Annotated in this window: 18 protein-coding genes and 1 pseudogene; 4 read left to right on the plus strand and 15 right to left on the minus strand. The window is 61.6% G+C overall.

The window, feature by feature from the left end; all coding sequences use genetic code 11:
* Positions 1-31: 31 nt before the first annotated feature.
* Together EGJ09_RS09660 and EGJ09_RS09665 are read right to left on the minus strand one after the other, a co-directional pair.
* The gene (locus EGJ09_RS09660; protein ID WP_125923699.1) at positions 32-1,945 is read right to left on the minus strand and encodes an AAA family ATPase; all 1,914 of its coding nucleotides are present in this window, start codon (positions 1,943-1,945) and stop codon (positions 32-34) included.
* Between the two features lie 59 nt (positions 1,946-2,004).
* Complete coding sequence (locus EGJ09_RS09665) at positions 2,005-2,913, minus strand: helix-turn-helix domain-containing protein (RefSeq protein ID WP_125923700.1); 909 nt, start codon at positions 2,911-2,913, stop codon at positions 2,005-2,007.
* 150 nt (positions 2,914-3,063) lie between these two features.
* Between EGJ09_RS09665 and EGJ09_RS09670 the strand changes: the two genes are divergently transcribed.
* The 3 genes from EGJ09_RS09670 (at position 3,064) to EGJ09_RS09680 (ending at position 6,886) form a co-directional block, all read left to right on the plus strand.
* Positions 3,064-4,422, plus strand: a complete 1,359-nt coding sequence (locus EGJ09_RS09670; RefSeq protein ID WP_046786007.1) for a glutamine synthetase family protein — start codon at positions 3,064-3,066, stop codon at positions 4,420-4,422.
* A 65-nt stretch (positions 4,423-4,487) separates the two neighbouring features.
* Entirely contained in the window at positions 4,488-5,576 is a 1,089-nt protein-coding gene (locus tag EGJ09_RS09675) for a polyamine ABC transporter substrate-binding protein (RefSeq protein ID WP_046786006.1), read from the plus strand.
* A 14-nt stretch (positions 5,577-5,590) separates the two neighbouring features.
* Positions 5,591-6,886, plus strand: coding sequence for an FAD-binding oxidoreductase (locus tag EGJ09_RS09680; protein WP_125923701.1), 1,296 nt, complete (start codon positions 5,591-5,593; stop codon positions 6,884-6,886).
* 1 nt (position 6,887) lies between these two features.
* Here EGJ09_RS09680 and EGJ09_RS09685 read toward each other — a convergent pair whose 3' ends face one another.
* The gene (locus EGJ09_RS09685) at positions 6,888-8,264 is read right to left on the minus strand and encodes an L-serine ammonia-lyase (protein WP_115274625.1); all 1,377 of its coding nucleotides are present in this window, start codon (positions 8,262-8,264) and stop codon (positions 6,888-6,890) included.
* A gap of 146 nt (positions 8,265-8,410) precedes the next feature.
* On the opposite strand from EGJ09_RS09685, the gene EGJ09_RS09690 reads away from it, so the two are divergent.
* Positions 8,411-9,376 (plus strand): LysR substrate-binding domain-containing protein, encoded by a 966-nt coding sequence (locus tag EGJ09_RS09690; protein ID WP_046786003.1) that lies wholly within the window; start codon positions 8,411-8,413, stop codon positions 9,374-9,376.
* On the opposite strand, the gene EGJ09_RS09695 is transcribed toward EGJ09_RS09690, so the two are convergent.
* From EGJ09_RS09695 to EGJ09_RS09755, 12 genes and pseudogenes are all read right to left on the minus strand, one after another.
* Positions 9,377-11,038, minus strand: a complete 1,662-nt coding sequence (locus tag EGJ09_RS09695; protein ID WP_115274624.1) for a phosphoethanolamine transferase — start codon at positions 11,036-11,038, stop codon at positions 9,377-9,379.
* 43 nt (positions 11,039-11,081) lie between these two features.
* Positions 11,082-12,500 carry an undecaprenyl-phosphate glucose phosphotransferase gene (locus EGJ09_RS09700; RefSeq protein WP_115274623.1) on the minus strand — a complete coding sequence of 473 codons (1,419 nt, stop codon included), beginning with the start codon at positions 12,498-12,500 and terminating at the stop codon, positions 11,082-11,084.
* Positions 12,501-12,669: 169 nt separating this feature from the next.
* Positions 12,670-13,419: a WecB/TagA/CpsF family glycosyltransferase gene (locus EGJ09_RS09705; RefSeq protein ID WP_046786000.1), complete on the minus strand. Its 750-nt coding sequence runs from the start codon at positions 13,417-13,419 to the stop codon at positions 12,670-12,672.
* Positions 13,420-14,607, minus strand: coding sequence for a glycosyltransferase family 2 protein (locus EGJ09_RS09710; protein WP_125923702.1), 1,188 nt, complete (start codon positions 14,605-14,607; stop codon positions 13,420-13,422).
* Complete coding sequence (locus EGJ09_RS09715) at positions 14,604-15,806, minus strand: glycosyltransferase (RefSeq protein ID WP_125923703.1); 1,203 nt, start codon at positions 15,804-15,806, stop codon at positions 14,604-14,606. Before EGJ09_RS09715 ends, EGJ09_RS09710 begins: the two co-directional genes overlap by 4 nt.
* A 79-nt stretch (positions 15,807-15,885) precedes the next feature.
* Positions 15,886-16,842, minus strand: coding sequence for a VirK/YbjX family protein (locus tag EGJ09_RS09720; RefSeq protein ID WP_125923704.1), 957 nt, complete (start codon positions 16,840-16,842; stop codon positions 15,886-15,888).
* 10 nt (positions 16,843-16,852) lie between these two features.
* Complete coding sequence (locus EGJ09_RS09725) at positions 16,853-17,827, minus strand: glycosyltransferase family 2 protein (RefSeq protein ID WP_046786396.1); 975 nt, start codon at positions 17,825-17,827, stop codon at positions 16,853-16,855.
* A gap of 61 nt (positions 17,828-17,888) precedes the next feature.
* Positions 17,889-18,413, minus strand: a complete 525-nt coding sequence (locus EGJ09_RS09730; RefSeq protein ID WP_046785996.1) for a serine O-acetyltransferase — start codon at positions 18,411-18,413, stop codon at positions 17,889-17,891.
* Positions 18,414-18,421: 8 nt separating this feature from the next.
* Entirely contained in the window at positions 18,422-19,378 is a 957-nt protein-coding gene (locus EGJ09_RS09735; protein ID WP_046785995.1) for a glycosyltransferase family 2 protein, read from the minus strand.
* Positions 19,371-19,988: an acyltransferase gene (locus tag EGJ09_RS09740; RefSeq protein ID WP_046785994.1), complete on the minus strand. Its 618-nt coding sequence runs from the start codon at positions 19,986-19,988 to the stop codon at positions 19,371-19,373. Before EGJ09_RS09740 ends, EGJ09_RS09735 begins: the two co-directional genes overlap by 8 nt.
* Positions 19,989-20,110: 122 nt before the next feature.
* Positions 20,111-21,568 (minus strand): annotated as a pseudogene (locus EGJ09_RS09745) (FAD-dependent oxidoreductase); the annotation flags it as partial.
* A 259-nt stretch (positions 21,569-21,827) separates the two neighbouring features.
* A complete protein-coding gene (locus tag EGJ09_RS09755) occupies positions 21,828-23,204 on the minus strand; it encodes an oligosaccharide flippase family protein (RefSeq protein WP_125923705.1) in 1,377 nt (458 codons plus the stop codon).
* Positions 23,205-23,284 lie beyond the last annotated feature (80 nt).

Raw genomic sequence — 23,284 nt, forward strand, 5'->3', positions numbered from 1 at the left:
GAGCCGGGGCTGCTTTGCAGCCCCGGCACGCTCAATCGCGAACCTGGTCCTTGACCCAGTCCAGCATCCCCCCTGGCACGATCAGCTCGTGCCGCGCCCGCGAACATGCGGTGTACAGCCCGGCCAGCATCCGTGCCCGCTCGTTGCGGTTGCCGGCCGTTACCGGCGCAACCATCAGCTCCGGCGAGACCATTACCCGGGCGAACTCCATGTTCTTCACATCGCGTACACGGCCAAGGAACAGCTTGGGCGCCTTGTCCCAGCGGTAGCGGCTCTTGGCCTTGGCAAAGTGCTCCGGGGTGTAGCCCTTGCGCAGCATATTGGCCACGGCAACGAACGCCTTGTCGTCCCCCTTGTCTTGCTCAAGGGCCTGCCAGCTTGGGTATCGGAACAGCATCGGGTGACGCGGCCGCGTGCCATAGCGGTACAACTCGATGCAATCCTCGACGAACAGCTCGAAATCCTTGCGTGCGCTTTGCAGCAGCACGAACGGCACACCCTGGTGGGTCAGGCGCTGGAACCAACCGAACAACCCCCACTCGTCATCGACGATCAACGCGGTGGGCTGCTCGGGTACCGTCACAGCATCGAAGAAACTGACCCGCGTGTAATGCTCGGCACTGCCGCTGAAGGCTGCCTGGATGGCCGCCGGGTGGGCCTGGATCAACGGGTTGAGTACGCTGTCCATGGCAGGCCCTGCGCGTAATGAATGGTCGATGTAACGCTGGCGGATGAAGCCGCCATGGTGCGGGCTCAAGCCATTGAGGTTCTGCAGCTCATCGCCCAGGGCAATGACAGATTGCGGGCTGCGGTCCAGCACGGCGACCATGGGTGCGGACAACTCGTGGGCTTCATCGACGATCACATGGGTATAGCGGCTGTCGATCAGTTCGGCCGTCAGCGACAACAGTTTGACCCGATGGTAATCGCGCACCGGCAACTGGATCTCGCGCGACGATGGGCGGATCAGTTCCTGCCAGTACAACCTGGCCTTTTCCAGCAGCACTTCCTGATCCAGCGGCGAGGTCCCCGGGCCGGCCCAGGGCAAGTGATGCAGCTGCAACTGGCTGTCGCCACTGCGGCAGAAGCTGCGCACGGCCTTGATACACAGGGCGACCACATCCCGAGCGGCCAAGGGGCCGATATCGGGGATGGCCAGCCATTTCACCACCTGTGCCTCCTGCGGGCGCCACGACAACTTGGTCCGGTACGGGTCGCGCAGGCGCCAACCGTTACTGGTGAGGTCACGGTTGAGAATCTCGTCGGCCAGTTGGCCAAAGGTCATCGCCGTGTACGCCTCAGCATCCTTGACCCGCGCCCGCAGTGCCCTGAGCTGGCCTTCGGTGAGGGCCAGCAGCAAGGTGCGTTGCGGGTCGAGCAGGCGCGCGAACTGGTGGATCAGGAAGGTTTTGCCGGTACCGGCGAACCCCTGCACCGCCACCGACTCGTCCACCCCGGACAAGAACTCGCGCAGCAGGCGGTTCTGCTGGTCGCTGAGCATGAGGTCGCTGGCCAACGACGGCAGGTACACCGGGTGCAACGGCGTGACCCGCTGCCGGTAGCTGTCGGCGAACTGGAAGTTCCACTGGCCTTCGGCGTCCTGAAATTCTTCTGCCGGGTAGTCGACTTCGGGTGATACCAGCGCGACGCCGTTCTCACCCAGCATGCCGAGCCCCATGGCAAACGCCTCGCGGTCGAAATGCTGCGCTACCTGGCCCTGAAAACGGCCAGGCGCCGCCGTTTCGACCTCATTGGCAATACGCACGATTTCAGCGAAGCGGCGTTCCTGTGCGTCAGCCGAAACGCTGGCAGGCTGGCGCGGCAGGTTCTGCACGAACAGCACGGCGGCCGCCTGCAGCACGCTGGCGCCAGGGAAAAAGTCGGTGGCTGGGGGGGCGCTGGCGAGGCGCTCGGCCTGGTCGCTGGGCAAAGGCAGGTAGAACATCGGGACCTCGGGTGAACACTGCCGGGCACGATAGCAACTTTCCCGAAGCAATGCTGGGTTTAACCGCGAACCGGCCGGCCCCGCTTGAGCGTCTCGCTGGGCAGTTCCCGGAACAACTGCCGATAGCTTTCGGAAAAGCGCCCCAAATGCCAGAACGACCAGCGCATGGCCACTTCGGCAACCGTCACCTCGCCACCGCGCAACAGGTCGCGCCGCGCCCCATTGAGCCGGCGAAGCCGCAGCCAATGGGCCGGCGGCATGCCGGTAAACGCCTTGAATGCCTGCTGCAGCTGGCGCAGGGAAACGCCGGCAACGTCTGCCAACTCCAGCAGGTTAAGGGTTTCTTCGGGGCAGTCGGCAGCCCACTCACTGACCCGCTGCATGATCGCCCGCTCCTCTCCCCGCCGCCCCAGCGCTCCGCCCTGCAGCTGCTGGCAGGCGTTATCCAGGATGAACAGGCAGTCTTCCAGCAACTGTTCGGCCAACGCTTGCCCCGCAAGTGGGCAATCGGCTTGCCCCAGTCGCGTCAGGGTAGCGCTGAGCCAGCTGCCGAACAGCGCATTCTGGCCGCTGCCCAGCGGCACCATGAACAAGCCGTCAAGGCGCTGCGGGTCGAGGCCGTGGCTGGCCAGGAAGGCCTGGTCGAACACCACCGCCACCTCCTGGTAGTTCTCCGGTGTGATCCAGATATTGCGGCTCTGTTCGTTGAGCAGGTACAGGCTGTTTTCGCTGCGGTCGAAGCAAAATGCCAACGCGCCGCTGGGGGCACGGAAAAACTGCTCGACCCGGGTGTTCAGGCGCTCTTCGTACACCTGCACGCCATCCAGGCCCAGGCAACGCAACTGGCCGCTGAAGTGGCCGGGCGACATCTGCCGGTACTGCTGCTGCCAACCGGGGGTGGCGCGCACCTGTTCGGTCACATCGGTGGTGTGGAAGGCCTGGACCTGCAAGGCATTGGGCGTTGTCACGCTGCGTCCTAATTGCACTCTTTTGGTGCATTCATTGCCGAAGAAAGTGGATAGATTGCCCCTGGGGGCTGCGCCCAAGATAGCCCTCAGCACGGCATGTGGGAAGGCTCCTGCACACCAGTGCCACAAAAACCCAACCAAGAGGTCTGTATGAACGCCCCCTTCGATCAGCTTTCCACCTGGCTGAAAGAACACCGGATCACCGAAGTCGAATGCGTGATCAGCGACCTGACCGGCATCGCCCGCGGCAAGATCGCACCGACCGCCAAGTTCCTCCATGAGCGTGGCATGCGCCTGCCCGAGAGCGTGCTGCTGCAGACCGTCACCGGCGACTACGTCGACGATGACATCTACTACAGCCTGCTCGATGCCGCTGACATCGACATGGTCTGCCGCCCCGACCCGACTGCGGTGTATCAGATCCCCTGGGCCATCGAACCGACCGCCATCGTGATCCACGACACCTTCGACAAACAGGGTAACCCCATCGAACTGTCGCCGCGCAACGTGCTGAAGAAGGTGCTCAAGCTCTATGCCGACAAGGGCTGGCGGCCGATCGTCGCTCCGGAGATGGAGTTCTACCTGACCAAGCGTTGCGAAGACCCGGACTTGCCACTGCAAGTGCCACTGGGCCGCTCCGGCCGCGCCGAAAGCGGGCGCCAGTCGTTTTCCATCGATGCCGCCAACGAATTCGACCCTTTGTTCGAAGACGTCTATGACTGGTGCGAACTGCAAGGCCTGGACCTCGACACGCTGATCCACGAAGACGGCCCGGCGCAGATGGAGATCAATTTCCGCCATGGCGATGCGCTGGACCTGGCCGACCAGATCACCGTGTTCAAGCGCACGATGCGTGAGGCGGCGCTCAAGCACAACGTGACGGCCACCTTCATGGCCAAGCCGATCACCGATGAACCGGGCAGTGCCATGCACCTGCACCAGAGCGTGGTCGACATCGCCAGCGGCAAGCCGGTGTTCGCCAACGACGATGGCAGCATGAGCGCGCTGTTCCTGCACCACATCGGCGGCCTGCAGAAGTACATCCCCAAGCTGTTGCCGATGTTTGCCCCGAACGTCAACTCCTTCCGCCGCTTCCTGCCGGACACCTCGGCGCCAGTCAACGTCGAATGGGGCGAGGAAAACCGCACCGCCGGCCTGCGCGTGCCGACCTCGAGCCCCGACGCCATGCGCGTGGAAAACCGCCTGCCGGGTGCCGACGCCAACCCCTACCTGGCGATCGCCGCGAGCCTGCTGTGCGGCTACCTGGGCATGGTCGAGAAGGTCGAACCCAGTGCGCCAGTGCAAGGCCGCGCCTATGAGCGGCGCAACCTGCGCCTGCCGATCACCATCGAGGACGCGCTGCAGCACATGGAGGACTGCCAGACCGTACAGCGTTACCTGGGCAAGCAGTTCGTCCAGGGCTACGTGGCGGTCAAACGTGCCGAGCATGAAAACTTCAAGCGTGTGATCAGTTCGTGGGAGCGTGAATTCCTGCTGCTCAGCGTCTGATCTGCGGGGGCTGCCGTGCAGCCCCTCACACACCACTCAAAGAACAAGACCAACGAGGTGTCGACATGCGTCATCTGCAAGCCCTGATTCCTGCAGCATTCACCCTGCTGTTCGGTGCAGCCGCCCAGGCTCAGCCCACGGTCAGCGTGTACAACTGGACCGACTACATTGGCGATACCACCCTGGCCGACTTCCAGGCCAGTAGCGGGATCAAGGTGGTCTATGACGTGTTCGACTCCAACGAAACCCTGGAGGGCAAGCTGCTTGCCGGGCGCACCGGCTACGATGTGGTCGTGCCGTCCAACCACTTCCTCGCCCGCCAGGCGCAGGCCGGTGCCTTCCTGCCGCTGGACCGCAGCAAGCTGCCGAACTGGAAGCATCTGGACCCGAAACTGCTCAAGCAACTTGAACAGAACGACCCCGGCAACCAGTACGCGGTGCCGTACCTGTGGGGCACCAACGGCATTGGCTACAACGTTGAAAAGGTCAAAGCTGCACTGGGCATCGAGCGTATCGACTCCTGGGCGGTGCTGTTCGAGCCAGAGAACCTGAAGAAACTCAAGCAGTGCGGGGTGGCCTTCATGGACTCGCCCGACGAATTGTTCCCGGCCATGCTCAATTACCTGGGCATGGACCCGCGCAGCGAAAAGCCGGCTGACTACGCCAAGGCCGAAGCGCACCTGCTTGAACTGCGCCCCTATATCACCTACTTCCACTCGTCCAAATACGTTTCGGACCTGGCCAATGGCGACATCTGTATTGCCTTCGGCTACTCCGGCGATGTGTTCCAGGCCGCCAACCGCGCGGTCGAGGCGAAAAACGGCGTGAAGATCGCCTACAGCATCCCCAAGGAAGGCAGCAACCTGTGGTTCGACCTGCTGGCCATTCCCAAGGACGCCAGCAACCCCGAGCAGGCGCTGGCCTTCATCAACTACCTGCTCGAACCACAGGTGATCGCCAAGGTCAGTGCCACCGTCGGCTATGCCAATGCCAACCCCGACGCCAAGGCCTACATGGATGAGTCGCTGGTCAACAACCCCGAGATCTACCCACCCCAGGAGGTGCTGGACAAGCTGTACATTTCCAGCACGCCGAGCCCGAAGATCATGCGGGTCATGACCCGCTCCTGGAGCAAGATCAAGTCCAACCGCTGAGCCGAGAGCGCGCCATGCCATTCGACACCCAACACACTGCGTCGTACTACGCCGCTACCGCGCGTGATACCGCGCCCTACCCCAGCCTGGACGGCGAACTGACCGCTGATGTGTGCGTGGTCGGCGGTGGCCTGACCGGGGTCAATACGGCGCTGGAACTGGCCGAGCGTGGCCTGTCGGTGATCCTGCTCGAAGGCCGGCGCGTCGGCTGGGGCGCCAGCGGGCGCAACGGAGGCCAGTTGATCCGCGGCATCGGCCATGACGTCAGCGGTTTTGCGCGCTATGTCGGCCAGGACGGCGTGCGCTACCTGAAACAGGCCGGCATCGACTCGGTGGCCCTGGTGGCCAGGCGTATCGAGCAGTACGGCATTGCCTGCGACCTGCGCTGGGGCTTCTGCGAACTGGCCAATACACCTGCCCAGTTCGCGGCGTTCAAGGACGAGCAGCGCGAGCTGGCGGAGCTTGGCTATGGCCATGAAACGCGCCTGGTCGGCCCTGAGCGACTGCATGAGATCGTTGCCAGCGATCAGTACGCCGGCGGGCTGGTGGACATGGGGTCGGGCCATCTGCACCCGCTCGACCTGGTCCAGGGTGAAGCGCGCGCGGCCCATGGCCTGGGGGTACGCATTTTCGAGCAGAGCCCGGTGCTGCGCATCGAGCATGGCACCACGGTCACCCTGCACACCGCTCGGGGCAAGGTCAGGGCACAAAGCCTGGTGCTTGGTTGCAATGCCCACCTGGACGAACTGGAGCCACGCCTGAGCGGTAAAGTGCTGCCTGCCGGCAGCTACGTGGTGGCCACCGAGCCACTACCCGAGGCCGTGGCCAAGGCGCTTATCCCGCAAAACATGGCGATGTGCGACCAGAAAGTCGGCCTGGATTACTACCGCCTCACCGCAGATCGTCGGCTGTTGTTCGGCGGGGCCTGCCATTATTCAGGGCGCGACCCGAAGGACATCACCGCCTACATGCGGCCCAAGGTGCTCAAGGTGTTCCCGCAACTGGCCGACGTGCGCATCGATTACCAATGGGGCGGGATGATCGGCATCACCGCCAACCGCTTCCCTCAGGTCGGGCGGCTGAGCCAGTACCCGAATGTCTACTACGCCCAGGGCTACTCTGGGCATGGCCTGAATGTGACGCACTGGACGGCCAGACTGCTGGCTGAAGGGATCGCTGCCGGGCACAGCCAGGGGCTGGATGTCTTCAGCGCCGTACCCCACCTTACCTTCCCGGGCGGCAAGGCGTTGCGCTCGCCGCTGCTGGCGTTGGGGATGCTGTGGTATCGGGTGCGCGAGGTGCTGGGTTGACTCAGCACTCGACGAACGCCACCGCCAAACCACCACGCGAGGTTTCCTTGTAATTGGCATGCATGTCGGCACCGGTATCGCGCATGGTGCGGATTACCCGATCAAGCGAGATGAAGTGCTCGCCATCACCGCGCAGGGCCATCTGCACAGCATTGATCGCCTTGACCGCGGCAATCGCATTGCGCTCGATACACGGCACCTGGACCAGGCCTGCGACCGGGTCACAGGTCAAGCCCAGGTTGTGTTCCAGGGCAATTTCGGCGGCGTTTTCCAACTGCGGCGGTGTAGCGCCCAGCACTTGGGCGAGGCCTGCCGCGGCCATCGAGCACGCCGACCCCACCTCGCCCTGGCAACCCACCTCGGCACCGGAGATCGATGCATTTTTCTTGCACAGGATGCCGACAGCGGCAGCGGCCAGCAGGAACGCCACCACATCGTCGTCACAGGTAGCGGGGTTGAATTTCATGTAGTAGTGCAACACCGCGGGGATGATGCCCGCCGCGCCGTTGGTCGGCGCTGTAACCATGCGCCCGCCAGCGGCGTTCTCTTCATTGACCGCCAGGGCGAACAGGTTCACCCACTCCATGGCACTCAGGGTCGAGCCGATCACATTGGGTTTGCCCAGTTCCTGCAGGCTGCGATGCAGACGTGCAGCGCGGCGCTTGACGCCAAGACCGCCAGGCAGGATGCCCTCATTGCGCAGGCCGTTGTCGACGCATTCACGCATCGCCGCCCATATCCGCAGCAGCCCTTCGCGCACCTCGGCTTCAGGGCGCCACGCGCATTCATTGGCCAGCATCAGCTGGGCAACGCTCAACTGGTGGGCCTTGCACAGCGCCAGCAACTGGGCGGCACTGGAGAATTCGTAGGGCAGCGGGACTGCAGCCGCCTGGTTCTGGGGCGCGTCGATTTCACCCTGCTCGACAATGAAGCCGCCACCGACGGAGTAGTAGGTCTGGCTGAGCAGGCTGCCCTGCTCGTCCATTGCCTCCAGGGTCATGGCGTTGGGGTGGTACGCCAGGTTTTCCTCCAGCAGCAGCATGTCGCGTGCATAGATGAAAGTCAGCGGGTGGCTGGCGTCGAGCATCAGGCATTGCTCCTGCATCACCTGGCCGATGCGTGACTCGATGGTGGCCGGATCGATCCGGTCCGGCCACTGCCCCATCAGGCCGAGCAGGCAGGCGCGGTCAGTGGCATGGCCCACACCCGTGGCGGAAAGCGAACCATAAAGCCGCACTTCGATACGCCTTACCTGGCCCAGCAAGCCCTGGGTGCGCAATGCCTGGGCAAAGGTGGCGGCTGCCCGCATGGGGCCGACGGTGTGGGAACTGGATGGGCCGATGCCGATTTTGAAAAGGTCGAAAACACTGATAGCCATGCTAATGCCTGACCGCGCCGGGCTGTATCACCGTTACGCGGCTGTCTGGATAAATTGAACGCTATTGCGGATTTGCGCGATACTGCCGCGCTCACCTGTTGATGACCAACGAAACTTTCTAAGCAAGGCTTTAGCAGAACTAAACAATGCGACGACAAATGAACGGCCAGATGTTCGTCTGGCTGCATGTTTTTTCCTGTGCGGCACGGCATCTCTCTTTCACCCGCTGCGCCGAGGAACTGCACATCACCCCCGGTGCGGTCAGCCAGCAGATGCGCCAGCTGGAGGAGCGCCTTGGTTACCGCCTGTTCCTGCGCCGGGCGCGGGGGGTAGAGCTGAGCGCCGAGGGGCAGCGCCTGGCGCAGACCGTGGCCGAGGCCTACGGCAGTATCGAAGCCGAACTGCTGCGCCTGGACGCCGGCGAGATCCGCGGCACCTTGCGCGTACGCTCGATTCCCTCGTTCCTGGCCAAGTGGCTGACACCGCGCCTGCCGCGCTTCCAGCAGCGGTATCCGGATATCGAATTGCGCCTGGTGGCCGAAGACAGTGCGCAGGCGTTGAACCCGGGCGACTTCGACCTGGCCATTGACCTGAATGATGGCAGCTACCCGGGCATGCTCTCGACCCCGCTGCTGGACGAACAGATCTTCCCCGTCTGCTCGCCAGCCCTGCTGCGCGGCCGCCCGCCACTGCACGGGCCTGCGGACCTTGCCCACTATCCACTGCTGCACGACATCACTGCCTGGCGCGGCAGTTCGGACTTTGCCGAATGGGAGTTCTACCTGGAGGGCATTGGTGCGCCACGGCTGGATGTGCGCCGGGGGCATACCTTCAACCGCAATCACCTGACGATAGAAGCGGCGATTGCCGGGATCGGCGTGGCCATAGCCCGTCGCACCTTACTCAATGATGAACTGGAACGGGGTGCGCTGATCGTGCCCTTCGGTGTGCCGATCGCCAACCACAAGCGCTATGTAGTGCATTACCCGCCAGGCGGGCTGAACCAGCCGGGCGCTCGTGCGGTACACGACTGGCTGGTGGAAGAGGCCAAAAGCTTCCTCCTGCAGCACCCTGTTCAAGCCCGTACCGCGTCCACCCGCACACCCGCGTAGTCATTCGACTGCAACGCGTTTCACATCGAAATCAAACGAGGGAACGTACTCACCGGCCAGCAAATGTGGGCATTTGGACGAGACAAAGTTGTCGCTCAACAGGTCTTGGGCGCTGTCATAACCCGGCATGGAAATGCCTGTGATGTTCAACAACGTATGCGGGAGAGAAGAAATACTGACGGTCTGCCCTTCCCGCTGCTTGAGCTTTTGCAGCGTTTGCGCCTGCCGCTGCAGCAGGCTGCCTGAAGCCCAGAAAAACGCCGCGACCGAAAGGTCATACTCATTGCCCATACCGTGCCCTAGCAGGCCGCGGCTGTCATCCAGCAAATTCTCGCCATGGTCTGACGAATAGACCAACAGCGCCTTGCGCTGGCTGCTTTTGAGTTGATCGATGATCCTTCCCAACAGCCAGTCGGTGTACAAGATGGAGTTATCGTAATCTGCGGTGATCCGGTCCTTCGCGCTGTCGGTCGCAGGCTTGAATGTGCCGAACTCGCGTGGGTAGCGGCGAGCGTAATCGAAATGGCTGCCCTTGATATGAATAAAGATCGCCTGTTTTTGCGTGCCGCCTTGCTCGACGATGTTTTCGTAGGCCGACATCAATGCACCGTCGTAGCTGCGCTCAAAGTACTGCCGGCTCTGGGCCTCGGCAGCAATTTGCGGAATGATCCCGCCAAAACTGTCGACTTCCTGGGAAGACAGCCAGTACGTCTTGTAGCCGGCGGCGCGGTAGATGCCAACCAGCGATTTGGTCGAGGCGATCAGGTCCCAGTGCTCGATCGGCTCCAGGCTGAGCATCGAGGGCACCGCGACCGACGTATGCGGCGCCGTGGTGCACATGCTGTTGAACTTGAACACCCCCGACTCTTTGTCAAGGTTCGGCGTGGTGGAATGGTGGTAACCATACAGCGACCAGTTGTGTGGCCGTGAAGACTCGCCGATGACGAACACGAGGGTCTCCACGTCAGCGGCGTCCGATACTGCTGTTATTTTTACCTCGGACTCCAGGCGCTGTTTGATATAGCGCTTCGACTCGGCATACAACGTTACCGTCAAGCCGATTTGCGACAAATAACCCACAGGGGTACTTTGGTCCTTCGCAGCCAAGTCCAGGACTGCACTCTTACCCAGCGAGTTGAGCTTTACGGTTTTATAAAAATAGGCGCCATACCCCAACACCAAGGCACTTATCGTCAAACCGAAAATTGCCTTGTTCTTGTAAAACGTGCGCCCGTGCAACCCTGCCAGCCCAACGCCGTAGCACAGCACGAATACCAGCAGCACCGCGCTGATCGAATGCCAGTAGGTACTGAGGAAATCAGTAGCCTCTTTGTAATTGGTCAGCCCGATAAAAAGATAGGCCGCCGTCAAGCGTGAACCGAAGTTCAGCACCAGAAACAGGTCCACGCTGGCCGCCAGATAAAATGGCAACAACAGAAGATGAACCTTGAATTGATTGGTTGAAACGAAACGCGTGGCCAGCAGCCATAACATTGAAATGGCAAACGTATAGATAACCAGCAAATCCGTTTTCGAGCAATTGCACTCAGCCAAAAGCCTTACAAACAACGGCGACAGCAGAAACGACCATAACAGCAGAACCGGCCACTCTGCCTTCACTACCCTCGAGGCAACACCGCCCAGCCGAGACATGGTTTTCATTGATCACTGACCCTCTGGATGGCGCGCGGTCGAGTACCGGCCTTCAATAAGCCTGCTTGCCGGTAAAGGCATTGAGCGTTCGTACCAGAATCACGAAATCGAGCCAGAGCGACCAGTTGTTGATGTACTCGATGTCCGAGTTCACCCGCTGGATCATCTGTTCGATGTCCTTGGTTTCGCCCCGGTAGCCACGTACTTGCGCCAAGCCTGTCATGCCGGGCTTGATGTTGTGGCGGGCGAAATAATCGACGATGTCCTGGGAGTACAGTGTGTCGTGTTGCAACGCATGCGGGCGTGGGCCCACCAGCGACATCTCGCCGGTCAGAACATTGAACAGTTGCGGCAATTCATCCAGGCTGGTGCGTCGGATGAAGGCACCGACCCGGGTCAGCCTGGGGTCATTCTTTTGCGCCTGCTGGACCACGCCACTGTCGGGTTGGTGAACGCGCATGCTGCGAAACTTCCAGATGCGAAAAGACTCCCCCGTCCACCCGGTACGTTCCTGGCGGAAGAACACCGGCCCGGGGCTGTCGAACTTGATGACGACGGCGACCACCAGCAGTACCGGCGACGCACACAGCAGAATGAACGCGGCCAGCACGCGGTCTTCCAGGTTCTTCAGGAACAGGCTCATGCCCGTGAGCGGGGTTTCAGACAACGTCAGTACCGGGATGCCGGCAATTTCACGGACGCTGTGGTTGATCAGGCGCAGCGAGAAAATGTCGGGCACCCAGTTGACCGCAATGCACTTGTCCAAAAGTTTCAGGTAGACATCGTTGATCAGCTCAGAGCCGCCGAGCGGCGTCACCAGGTACACCGTTCGGATAGCCTGCTTGGCGATGATCTCGTCCAGGTCGGCAATACGGCCCAATACAGGCAAGCGCAATTTTGCATCGGCAGTGCCCTGCCCATCGAGCTGTTCATCGATCAGCACACAACCCACCACGCGCTCTCCGAACCAGGGGTTATTGCTTATTTTCTGGTAGAGGAAGTTGGCCAGGTCGCCCCCACCGATAATCAATGCGTTGTCCTGGCGAGCATGGGCAGTAAAACGCTTTTGCAGTTCGCGCACGACAATATGCAACAGCAACTGCACAGCGTAACCAAATATAAACAACTGCCCCACCAACAGCCGCGAATACGTTTCGCTTTGTTTGGTAAGAAAAGCGATAACCACCAGAAAACAAAACGTCGCAGACCACGCCTTGAACAGCCGGAAAGCTTTGACGGAAAGGCCAACGTTACTTCGATAAATGGCATAGTGGTCATAAATGACGGCCAGCGCACCGATCAGCAACAGCAGCATGATGACGTAGTCTGAAGTAATATAACCAAACTGATCGTAAATCAGATACCACGCGACACTGGTGACCGCTATGCCATCGAGGCCGGCTTGAATGGCGTTACTCACGCTACTTCTTCGCTGGAGCAAGGAACGGCTGCTTCTAGGCTCGAATACCATTATGAGGCCTCTTTTTATGTGCGTGACCCACGCGTCGCCATTACACCCGTGCGATAAAACCAACCTTAGGTTCAATACCAAATCATTAAAAAGCTGCCACGCCACCCCACGCCGCTTGATATCACTGTAGCAGTACCCGGCAGCCCGTGCGGGGCTGAATCCTCCTCGCTCAGGGTTCTGGCAGGGTCGCTTTGCTGCACAGCAGCGCCCGCAGCAGGAACAGTGGGTTGCCGACCACATAGCGCACGAACAGACGCCTGGGTTCCCTGCTCAGCCTGTACACCCATTCGCCGCCCAACCGGCGTAACCAGTCCGGGGCCCGGGTGACCTTGCCGCCCATGAAGTCCAGGATCGCTCCGCCGCAGACGATCAGGCAGGGCCTGCCCAGTTCAGCCAGGCGGGCCGCGACGTTCTCCTGCTTGGGCATGCCCATGCCCAGCACGATCAGCTCCGGCTGCTGCTGCCGCGCCAGATCAATGTAGGTGTCGATACTGGCGAAACCGTCATGCAGCGACACGACATTAACCCCGTAAAGCGCTTCACCCTGTTCGGCTGCCTGGCTCAGATACGGCTCCTGGGTGCCCCAGAACGCTACCCGCCTGCCGTTGTAAGCTGCGAGCAGTTCGGGAATGAAGTCGGTGCCGTTCATGTTCAGCCCGGGCGCCAGCCCCAGGCGCCGATACAGTATCGCGATGCCGGAGCCGTCGCGCAGCAGCACGTCCGCTGCCGCCAGCGCTGTGCAATAGTCGGGGTTGGCAGCCACCAGGTTCATGGCATGGGCATTGACGAAGCCGAGCACCGTTGCCGTTCGCGGAGCGCTCAGTGCCTGCAGCACCTTCTGCTCATCAGCCGCGTCATCGACCACGCGCAGCTTGCCGATGATTGTCTTCCAGCGTTGCAACCAGGGCCATGCGTCCATTCAGTTGTCATCCCGTTTCGAGCGCACCCATTCAACCTGGCGCTTGAGCAGAAAACCGAGGTACAGGGGAATCTTCTTCGCCGCGTAGAACGGGGCATACAGCAATACGGAAAACGGGATCACCTCACGCGAGAAGCGCCACCAGGCCAACAATACCGCGGCCACCAACAGCACCAGGTTGACGGTGGCAAGCACTGCCGGCAGTAAAATGCCGAAGAACAGAAATGCCAGCCATGCCACGCTGAAGACCACCATCATGGCCAATGCCAGCAACGCCAGCGGCGGTACCAGCAGGTCCACGGCCATGGCCAGCAAAGGCCAGTTACCCTGCGCCAGCGAGCGGCGAATCAAACCGGGGCCCTCCGTCAGCAGCAGCCCCAGATGGCCATGTTCCCAGCGGGTGCGCTGGCTGGTGAGGCCTTCCTGGCTGGTCGGGAACTGGCTGGTGACCGTAGCAGCCGGGCAGAACAGCGGCGGTTTACCATCGCGGCACAGCTCCAGGCCCAGCTTGATGTCTTCGACCAGATGGCCGGTCGCCAGGTTGGCCGCGGTCACATCCTGCCAGCTGAACGCCATGCCCGCCCCCATCAACTGGCACGGCAAGCCTGCCCGAGCCCATCCACGCGGGCGCACGAGATTCTTCACGCGCCAGGCGAATTCGGCGACCTGCACTTTCAGCCCGGCGCCTGCAGGCGCATGCATCAGGTACAGGGACTGCACAGGCCGGCCGGCCTCGATGCAACAGTGTGCCAAGCGCTCGACGGCACCGGCACTGACCTGGCAATCGGCGTCGATGATCAGCACCACGTGCGGCGGGTTGTGCGCCAGATGCCGTACACCGTAGTCCAGCGCATAGCCCTTGCCCCGCAGGTGCGCGTCCTGGCGCTCGATCACCTGCGCACCGGCAGCACGCGCCAGTGCGGCGGTATCGTCGGTGCAGTTGTCCGCCACCACCAGCAACTGGTCGCCCTCGCGCAATTGCGCGCCGATGGCCGCAAGTGCCGACTCGATGACCAGCGCCTCGTTATGCGCCGGTACCAACACCGCCACCCGTGGGCGTGCGCCCTTGGGCTGTGGCATCGGCCGCGCCGGCAGGCAGGCCAACAGCACCTGGACCAACAGCACCAGTACCGGCAGAAGCACAAGCAGTGCCACGATGCCCAGCAGCCAACTCAATAAAGTAATCATGCAATTGCCTTGAAATAGCGAACCAGCCTGGCCGCTTCGGTATCGATATCGTGGCGCTGGAGCACGCGCTCGTAAGCCGCTTGCCCCATCCGCTGCAGGGCTTCGGCAGGCTGCGCCAGGCAGTCGGCCATGGCCGCAGCCAACTCCTGCACTTCGCCTGCCGGGAACAGCCAACCGTTTTCCCCCTGCCGAACCAGCTCGGGTATGCCGGCCACATAGGTAGTCAATACCGGCCGACGCAGGGCCATGGCCTCCATGATGACCACTGGCAACCCTTCGGCGAAACTCGGCAGCACCAGTGCGCGGGCGGCCAGGATTTCTTCACGTACCTGGGCGCTGCTGATCCAGCCAGTGACGCGCACCTGTGCCTGCAAGCCATGGCGGGCGATCAACGCGTCGATCTGCTCACGCATTTCACCGTCGCCGGCCAGCACCAGTTCAAACGCTACGCCCTTGGCCAGCAGGATCCGGGCCGCTTCGAGCAGTAGCAGCTGGCCCTTCTGCTCGCACAGCCGCCCTACGCACACCAGCCGCGGCGTTGCCGGGGGCGCAATGGCAGAGCCTTCATGGAAACTGCGCTCCAGGCCGCAATGCACCACCTTCACCTTGACCCAGTGCTCATGTGCCACCCAGCGAAACAACTGGCTGCGCCCGTAGGAGCTCACCGCAGCGACGAATGCTGCGCGGCGGACCTTCTCTTCCATGTGCAGGAATTGCGGCTTGTCGAACTCCTCGGGCCCATGCACGGTGAAACTGTAACGGGGGCCACCGAGCGCGTTGGCCAGCATGACCACTTCGGTGGAGTTGGTGCCAAAGTGCGCGTGCACGTGCTCAGCAGCAGCGCCTTGCAACCACTGCACGACACGGCAGGCTTCCGCCAGGTAGACCAGGTGATAGGGCCAGGGTCGGTCGGCGCGCACCCCCATGCGCAACGCCAGGCGCAACGCTGACATGAAACGCCGCGGCTCGGCGCGCGCTACCTGCAGCATCGGTTTGAGCAGGCCCTTGACGCCCCCTTGCAGCACGTAGCCGGTCTTGCCCCGCTCGGCGATGTCTTCATCGTCCTGCAACTCGGCGTCCCAGCCGCGCAGGGCGATGCGTTGAACCTCCATGCCTTGACGTTCGAGCGCCAGAATTTCGCGACGAATGAAGCTGTGACTGACCTTGGGATACTGATTGATGAAATAAGCAATGCGCATACGCCCCCAAATCGAAATCCGTTTACTGATAGGGTCGGGCCGCTTCTGCGACGCCCTGACCTTTACCTCATGCTGTGGCTCACTGACTACAGGCTAGCTGAGGATGCAACGGCAGCTCTGTTTGCGCGGCGGTGCCGGGCAGTGCTGCTTCTATCTTGGCGAAAACGTCGTCCAGTAGCGCGTTACGCCGTCGGTACATGGCCCGTTTCTTCGGCGCGATGTCCTCCAGGTTACGCCTGGCAGCTGCCAGGGGGACCACAAAGAAGTCCTCACGCTCCGACGTTTCGGCACCGCTCTCCTGCCATATCACATCATAGTTGGCTGCCAGGTCCTGAGCCTTCTCAACCCCGAAATACGGGTGACGGTGGTGCCGGCACTGATCGCCGACAGCATAGATGCGGGCGACCCCGGCCGCTCTGGCCAGGCACTTGAGGGCTTCTAGCAGAAAGCTTCTGGGGCGCAACCCTTCGAAATCCTTGGTCAGGTCGCGGTAGATGTTCAGCGAGGTTTCGCTGTCGATGCCTTTATGGATGCCCTGCACGGCACCAATGAACAGGCACAGCTCGCCCTCTGTGCGGCACAGCGTGAACGCCAGCGACGCCACACGCAGGTCAGCCTGGAACAGGTTGATCACCAACTCCCCTTCCCGCTTGAACCAGATGGGCCGATCCAGCACCAGGGTGCACCCGTTGGAGTAGGCGGACAGGTCGCAGACAACCTGGCGCTCCTCGCGCTCCAACAGCAACAGTGCCGGGCAATGGCTGGCGACCACTTCATAGTGCGATGCCACCACATCGAGCCGTTCACGGGCGTCCCAGCATTTGCTGATGTAGGGCCACTGCACCACCCCGATGCAGTCCACGCCCAGCCTGGCGAAGCGCTCGTTGCCCAGCGCACCTGACATGCGCTGCATGAACGTGCGCAAGTCCGGCCACTGCCTGATCATTGCTGTGGCCAGCTTGTACTTGTTGTTAAACGCCCGCAGCGAATAGCCGGGTTGCAAGGTGAATACGCTTCTGGCTAACGATCCGAGCATCTTAGGCATCTCATTTGTACTCGATCAACGCCGGGTTACCGGCCGTGAACCTGTTCAGCACAAACCTCATCTGGCCCAGCATCTCCGGGAATTTGCCCAGCACCAGAAATACCGCCTGTACTGCGTTTTCACGCGCCGACCTACCGCCACGGCGCGCCAGGCGCAGCATCTGCAGCGGGTAGACCAGCAGCAGTACCAGTGCCCACAGGCCCATCCAGATGCTTGCTAACGCGACCAGCAGTGGAATGCCCAAGCCCCAAACCCAGGCACGGCGCGACTCGCGCAGCCAATGCCGCTCCGGCGGTGCGCCATGCAGTGAGGCGCCCTCGGCATAGGCATAACCTGCGCGTACGCTGCGCCGCCACCACTGGCCGAAGCGCGTCATGGCGGCATCGTGCAGGGTCATTTCAGCAGCCAGGCGCCAGACCTTCCAGCCGGCCGCCCTCAGCCGCACGCACAGTTCGGGCTCTTCCCCGGCGATCAGTGCAGAGCGATAGCCTGCGACGGCCACGAAGGCATCGACACGCATGAGCGCATCACCGCCACAGGCTTTGGTTTCCCCCAGCGGGGTATCCCACTCCAGGTCACACAGCCAGTTGTAGACAGAGTGCTGGGGAAAGCGCTCGCGGCGCCGCCCACACACCACCGCCACCTGCGGGTGGGTGTCGAGAAAGGCTTGCGCCGTGACGAGCCAGCCGGCATGCACTTCGCAATCGCCATCGACGAACTGCACATGGCGCACTGCAGGCAGGGCCTTTTGCAGGCAGGCAAAACCCTCATTGCGTGCACGCGCGGCGGTGAAAGGTATGGTCATGTCCAACGTCAGCACCTCGACGCCCAAGGCCGATGCTCGTTGCACGGAGCCGTCCGTGGAGCCTGAGTCCACGTACACCACCTTGTCCGCCCGCCCCGCCAGCGACGCCAGGCAGCGTTCCAGGCGAAGGCCTTCGTTACGGCCGATAACCACCACTCCAATGCCTGTCACCTTGAGCCTCACTCGCAGCGCTTGAGGGAACCACCCCGGGTACGGTCAGCCATTGCCTGGCTCATGTGAACTCCATCGCTTCGCTGGGTTTTCGGGCCTTGATGGTCGCAGGCACGCCCACAGCCAGTGAATTGTCCGGCACATCGATCAACACTACAGCGTTGGAGCCGATCGACACGTTGTTGCCGATGCGAATGTTGCCCAGCACCTTGGCCCCGGCGCCGATATCGACGTTGTTGCCAAAGACGGGAGCAATCGGTTCATTGACATTCTTCAGGCCGACCACCACACCATTGCGAATCCGACAGTCATCACCGAATCGCGCATAGCCGCTGATGACGATGCCGCCGAAATGGTCGATGACGAAGTTGCGACCGATCACCACTTCACACGGTAACTCGACGCCGGTGATGATCTGTACGAACTTGAACAGCACCTTGTAGACGAACGACAGCACTTTACGCAAAGGTGCCGGCCGCACGCCGTAGCGCCAGCGGCCAAAACGATAGACCAGCAGTACCCAGAAGCCCTGAGCACCCCAATCTCCACCGTGTGCACGCAAGTCCGCGCGTATGTTCTGGAACATGGCTTCACCTACCGTGTGGGTTGGCTGGCAAACTGGGTCTTGAGCAACAGTGACCAGGTGGCGCGCGTGTGCAGCCAACAGGCCTTGATCGCGCCCCAGCCTCGCCCCTTGAGCAATGCCTTGAGCGCCAGCACCAGGTCACCCAGGCTCACCAGCAGCATGTGCAGGATCAAGCCCGGCACGCCATGGTGCTTGCGAAAGTACAGCAGCTCGCTCTCGATCTGGTAGCTGGAGATCTGCCGGCTCGCGGCCTCCAGTTCGGCGACCGACTTGGAGCTTTCCCCGCCAATGTGCACCACGGTGGTGTGCGGGTAGAACACCACCTTCCAACCGGCCTCCTTCACTCGCTTGCAATGGTCGACTTCCTCGTAATAAAGAAAGTAGCGCGGATCGAACAGGCCCACCTGATCGAGCACCTCGCGGCGCACCAGGTAAAAGCAGCCCGGCAACCAGTCGCATTCACGCACCGAGGCATGGTCCCAGGCCATCTCGTCGACCATCTTCAGCCCGGGGAAAAAGCGCCCCAGGCCGGTACGCGCGACAAACACATTCAAGGGCGTGGGGAAGTAGCGGCAACTGGGTTGCAGGTCACCGTCGCGCCCCACCAGGCGCACGCCCAGAACGCCACAGTCCGGGTGCGCGTCCATGTAATCGACGGTTTTTTGCAGGCTGTCAGCAGCGACGAAGGCGTCGGTGTTGAGCAGCAGCGCGTACTTGCCCTGCAGGTGCGCCAGCAACTGGTTGTTGGCGCGGCCAAAGCCGACATTATGCGTGTTGCTCAGCAGCACAGCTTCCGGGCAGACCTCGGCCAGGCGCTGCACCGAATCATCGACGGATGCGTTGTCCACTACCAGATAGCTGGCCAGCCGTTCACTCCCGGCCTGGCGCAGCGCATCGAACATCGGCTGCAGCAACGATGCGGTATTGAAATTGACGACCATCACGTCGACGGGTTTGCTATCCATTGCTGCCGTCTCCGAAGAAATACTCGCTGCGTTGGCGTGCCAGCGCAGGTTCCACGGTCGGGTCGTAAGCGCCTTTGCGTTGCTTGACCGTCTCGATCCAGGGGTAGGCATTGCAGCGCGCCTCGACCCGGCTGATCAGTTCTTCAGTCGTACAGATGACTTTGGCCGGGTTGCCCCCGACCACCGTGCCGGGTGGAACATCCTTGGTGACGACAGCGCCTGCAGCGACCACAGCGTTCGGCCCTATGGTCACGCGCGGCATGACGATCGCACCATGCCCGACAAAACAGTTGTCCTTGATGTCAATGTAGCCGACCGAATCCAGGTGCTTGCCGTAACAGATCTCGATCAGCGCAACCACACCGTCGTGGCCGATCAAGGTGCAGTCCGACAGGCCCACATTGCTACCGATGCGTACCAGAGTGGGGTCGGTGACATTGCAGCCGCAATTGATATAGACATTGCTGCCCACCGAGTGGAATTTGCCCCACCGTGCCAGGTAGGTACCCCACTCCAAGGGCGTCGGGTTGCAGAATTTCTTGTAAGCCGAGCCTCCCCTTCCTGTTGAGTAGACATACTGCGTCATGGCATTGCGTATCCATCCAATCATTCTGCTACCCTCGCACGTCAAGCGGTCCTGGACTGTCCCTGAGGCGAACCGGTCTCGTTCTTCTTTATGCTGACCGTATCGCGCTCAACCCTTTCCCCACATTGCTCATCCCTTCGAACAACTGCCCCACTGGCCGCCTTCATCTTCGTATCGAGGTGGTCGGCCAATCTGAGTGCGAACTGCAACAGCGGCATCGTCGGGTTCGAGGCGCCACCTGTGGCAAAAATGCTGCTGCCCGCTATATAGAGGTTTTCACTGCCGAACACCTTGCAGTTGGCGTCGACCACGCCGAACTCGGGGGATGCCGCCATGCGTGTGGTGCCCATGTGATGGGCATGGGGCGACAGTTTCAGGGGCAACTCGGTGTCATAGACAAAATCGTTGAGCTTGACGAAGCCGAGCCCCGCCTGGGCGAACTGCTTGGCCAGTTCAGCGCCGATGCACTTGATGGTATGCCTGTCGGTGGCACTGAGTACCCAATTGACATTGACCTTGGCCACGCCCAGCTCATCTGTTTCGTCGAGCAGCGAAATGCGGCTTTGTGCATCCGGGAACTGTTCGATCATCGTGGTCATGACGCCATCGCCGGGGCAACTGAACTTGGCGACGAACTCGATCTTGCTGGCCAGCCCCATCTGACACGCCAGGGTTTCCAGAAAGTATTTGACCTCGGCCGTTCTGCCGTAGGTCTGCACATCGGAGAGCACCGTAGCGGAAACATTGCCCTTGCCGGCATGGTACTCAGCGACGAATGCATCAGTGGTGTAATACTGGCGCGGCTCGGTGCCCAAGCCATCTTTGAGTATGAAGGTACCCAAGTCGATGTTCAGGTGTTCCATCAGGCAACGCCCGGTCAGGCCCTCCTTTTTCACCACGCCAGCACCCACCAGCGAAGCGCTGTTGAGCAATTGCCTGGCATTCTCGATCGCCCCCATCGCCAGGACGAACTGATTGGCCGCGACACGCTCGCGATGCTGGTCGTAATCGGACACCACCGCTGCCTTCAATTGCCCTGAAGCCTGATCGAATTCGAGGTCGACACAGTTGCAGTTGATGAACACCTCCAGCCCGGGCGTCTCGTTGAGCGCCGATGCGTACTTTTGCGCGAACCGTGTTGGCGGGCTCAGCAGAAAACAGTCAGCATCGAATTCGCCACCGTTCAAGCCGGTGTTCACGGTTTTAAAGCCAGCCCCGTGCGGCAGGTCAACGATCGCCATGGCCGCCGGCAGGTAGCGCTCGATCTGCGCATAGTCGATCGGCCAGCCTGGCAGGCCGACAGGCGGCGCTACGGCAAAATCGGACGAAGTGAAGGGGCGGCAACGGCCTGCCCAATGATTGGAGGTGCCGCCCAGGTAACGCAGGCGCGTCTGTTCGGCATACAGCTCAAGGCCGGTCGAGGTGCACGCGTAGAGTTCCTGCGAGCGCGGCTCATACTCACGCCCTCCCCCCTCGAGCAGCACCACGCTCCACCCCGCCTGCGCCAGCTGCAGGGCCAGGGTGATGCCGGCCGGGCCGGCACCGATGATGCACACGTCGTAGGCTTCGCGCAGGGTTTTCTCAGCCTCGAAGTCCTTGATCATGCTCGACCGTCCTTGAAGTATTCCGAAGGCAAGACCCAGCCGTTGATCACAACGAACCCGCCCTTTTCAGCCGGTTTGCGCCCAGCGCCAGGGACGATACCGAAAACAGCTACGCCGACGCCCAGCAACACGCCATTGCGAAGAAAGCCGCGGCGACCCGATTGCCGATCAAGAAACTGTAGCTTCCCCATGATCACAAGACCTATGCCGTTGATTTTATCTAGCCCGGTATCGTTATGTGCAGCCTGCCGGGAAGGCTTCAGAGCCAGTCGAACAAACGCGTGATCAGGAAGCCACACAATGCGCCGACCGCAATCATCGGTAGCACCACAAGTTCACGCCTCATACTCCAGATATTCAGCTTGGAATTGACATAGACGATCAGTGCCAGCGTCGGGAAGGTATGCAGAGCGGCCCCCCATATGGCGTATTTCACTCCGCCAATGGCCAGCAACAACGGTATCAGTGCCCACAAAGAGACGAGCCGGATGATGTTGTCCATCGCCTGGTACTTGGTATGGCCCAAAGCGATCCACAACTGATGTGCCAAGGTATAGCGCAAGGTGAAGAACGACAGCGACAGGATGGCCAGCATCGGGCCTGCGTCGGCATAGCGCTCATCGTACATCCAGCCGATCAGCAGCGGGCTGGCAGTCAGGAAACCGCCACACAGGAACAGCATGACCAGATCGACCAGCAGCCTGAAGTGGAAGTAGAGTTTTTTCAGGCGCGCCTGGTCACCGGCCCTGGCCGCTTCGCTGAAAGCTGGAAGTGCCACTGACCCGACCAGTTTGAGCAAGCCGGTCTGGATCGACCCGAGAATCAGCACGGCAATGGAATACACCCCAAGCTGCGCCACCGTCATCGTGCCGCCGAACCAGATGCGGTCGCCATACATGGCCAATACCCCAACCATCGAAGACAGCAGTATCCAGCGACCGAACACGATCAGTTCGGTGAGCGCTGCGCGGTCCCATTGCAGGCGGTTGTGCGGGCCATGCAAGGCGAAATGGCCCAGTAACGTGCCAACCAGCGCCGAGGCCAGGCCGGCGACCACCAGAGACCAGATAGACCGGGTGAAATAGCCGATCACCAGCATCGTGACCAGCCCGACGACCTGCGATGCGAGCTCTATCAGCACCACGCGCTTTTGCTGGAAGGCGCGTACCGCGACGTCTATCTTGGTGGACTGGAAACCCCAGATGATCGCTGAAATGCCGGTCACCGCCAGCACCAGCGGCAGCTCTGGCGCTGCATAAGTGGAATGCGCCGGCCACAGATCGGCCAGTTGCGCCCACCAGGCGCCGAGGGCCAGCAGCAGCGTCAGCGCGAACAGCACAAAGCCGCGCACGATCTGCACCGTCCAGGCGGTGTTGAGGAACAATGGGTCGTCGCCGCGGTGGCTCTGGATGATGTTCTGCCGCAGGCCGACATCGGACAGCAGGTGCAGCAGCACAGAAACGGTGGTGGCAATGACCATCACCCCAAACATTTCCGGCAGCAGTATCCGCGCCATGATCAGGTTGCCGCCCAAGCGCAGCACCTGCGAGGCCACCAGCGAGACCAGGTTCCATGCGCCTGCGCCCATGGCACGCTTGCGCAGACTGGCAGGTGCTTGCACATCAATCGACGGCATGACTTGAATCTCTGACTGAATGGCTAGAAGTCACTATAGTTTCAATTAGCCATGATGCTAGTGCCCATCCACCCAGGGAC

It is taken from the genome of Pseudomonas sp. p106, from assembly GCF_003936645.1.
Classification (GTDB): domain Bacteria; phylum Pseudomonadota; class Gammaproteobacteria; order Pseudomonadales; family Pseudomonadaceae; genus Aquipseudomonas; species Aquipseudomonas putida_E.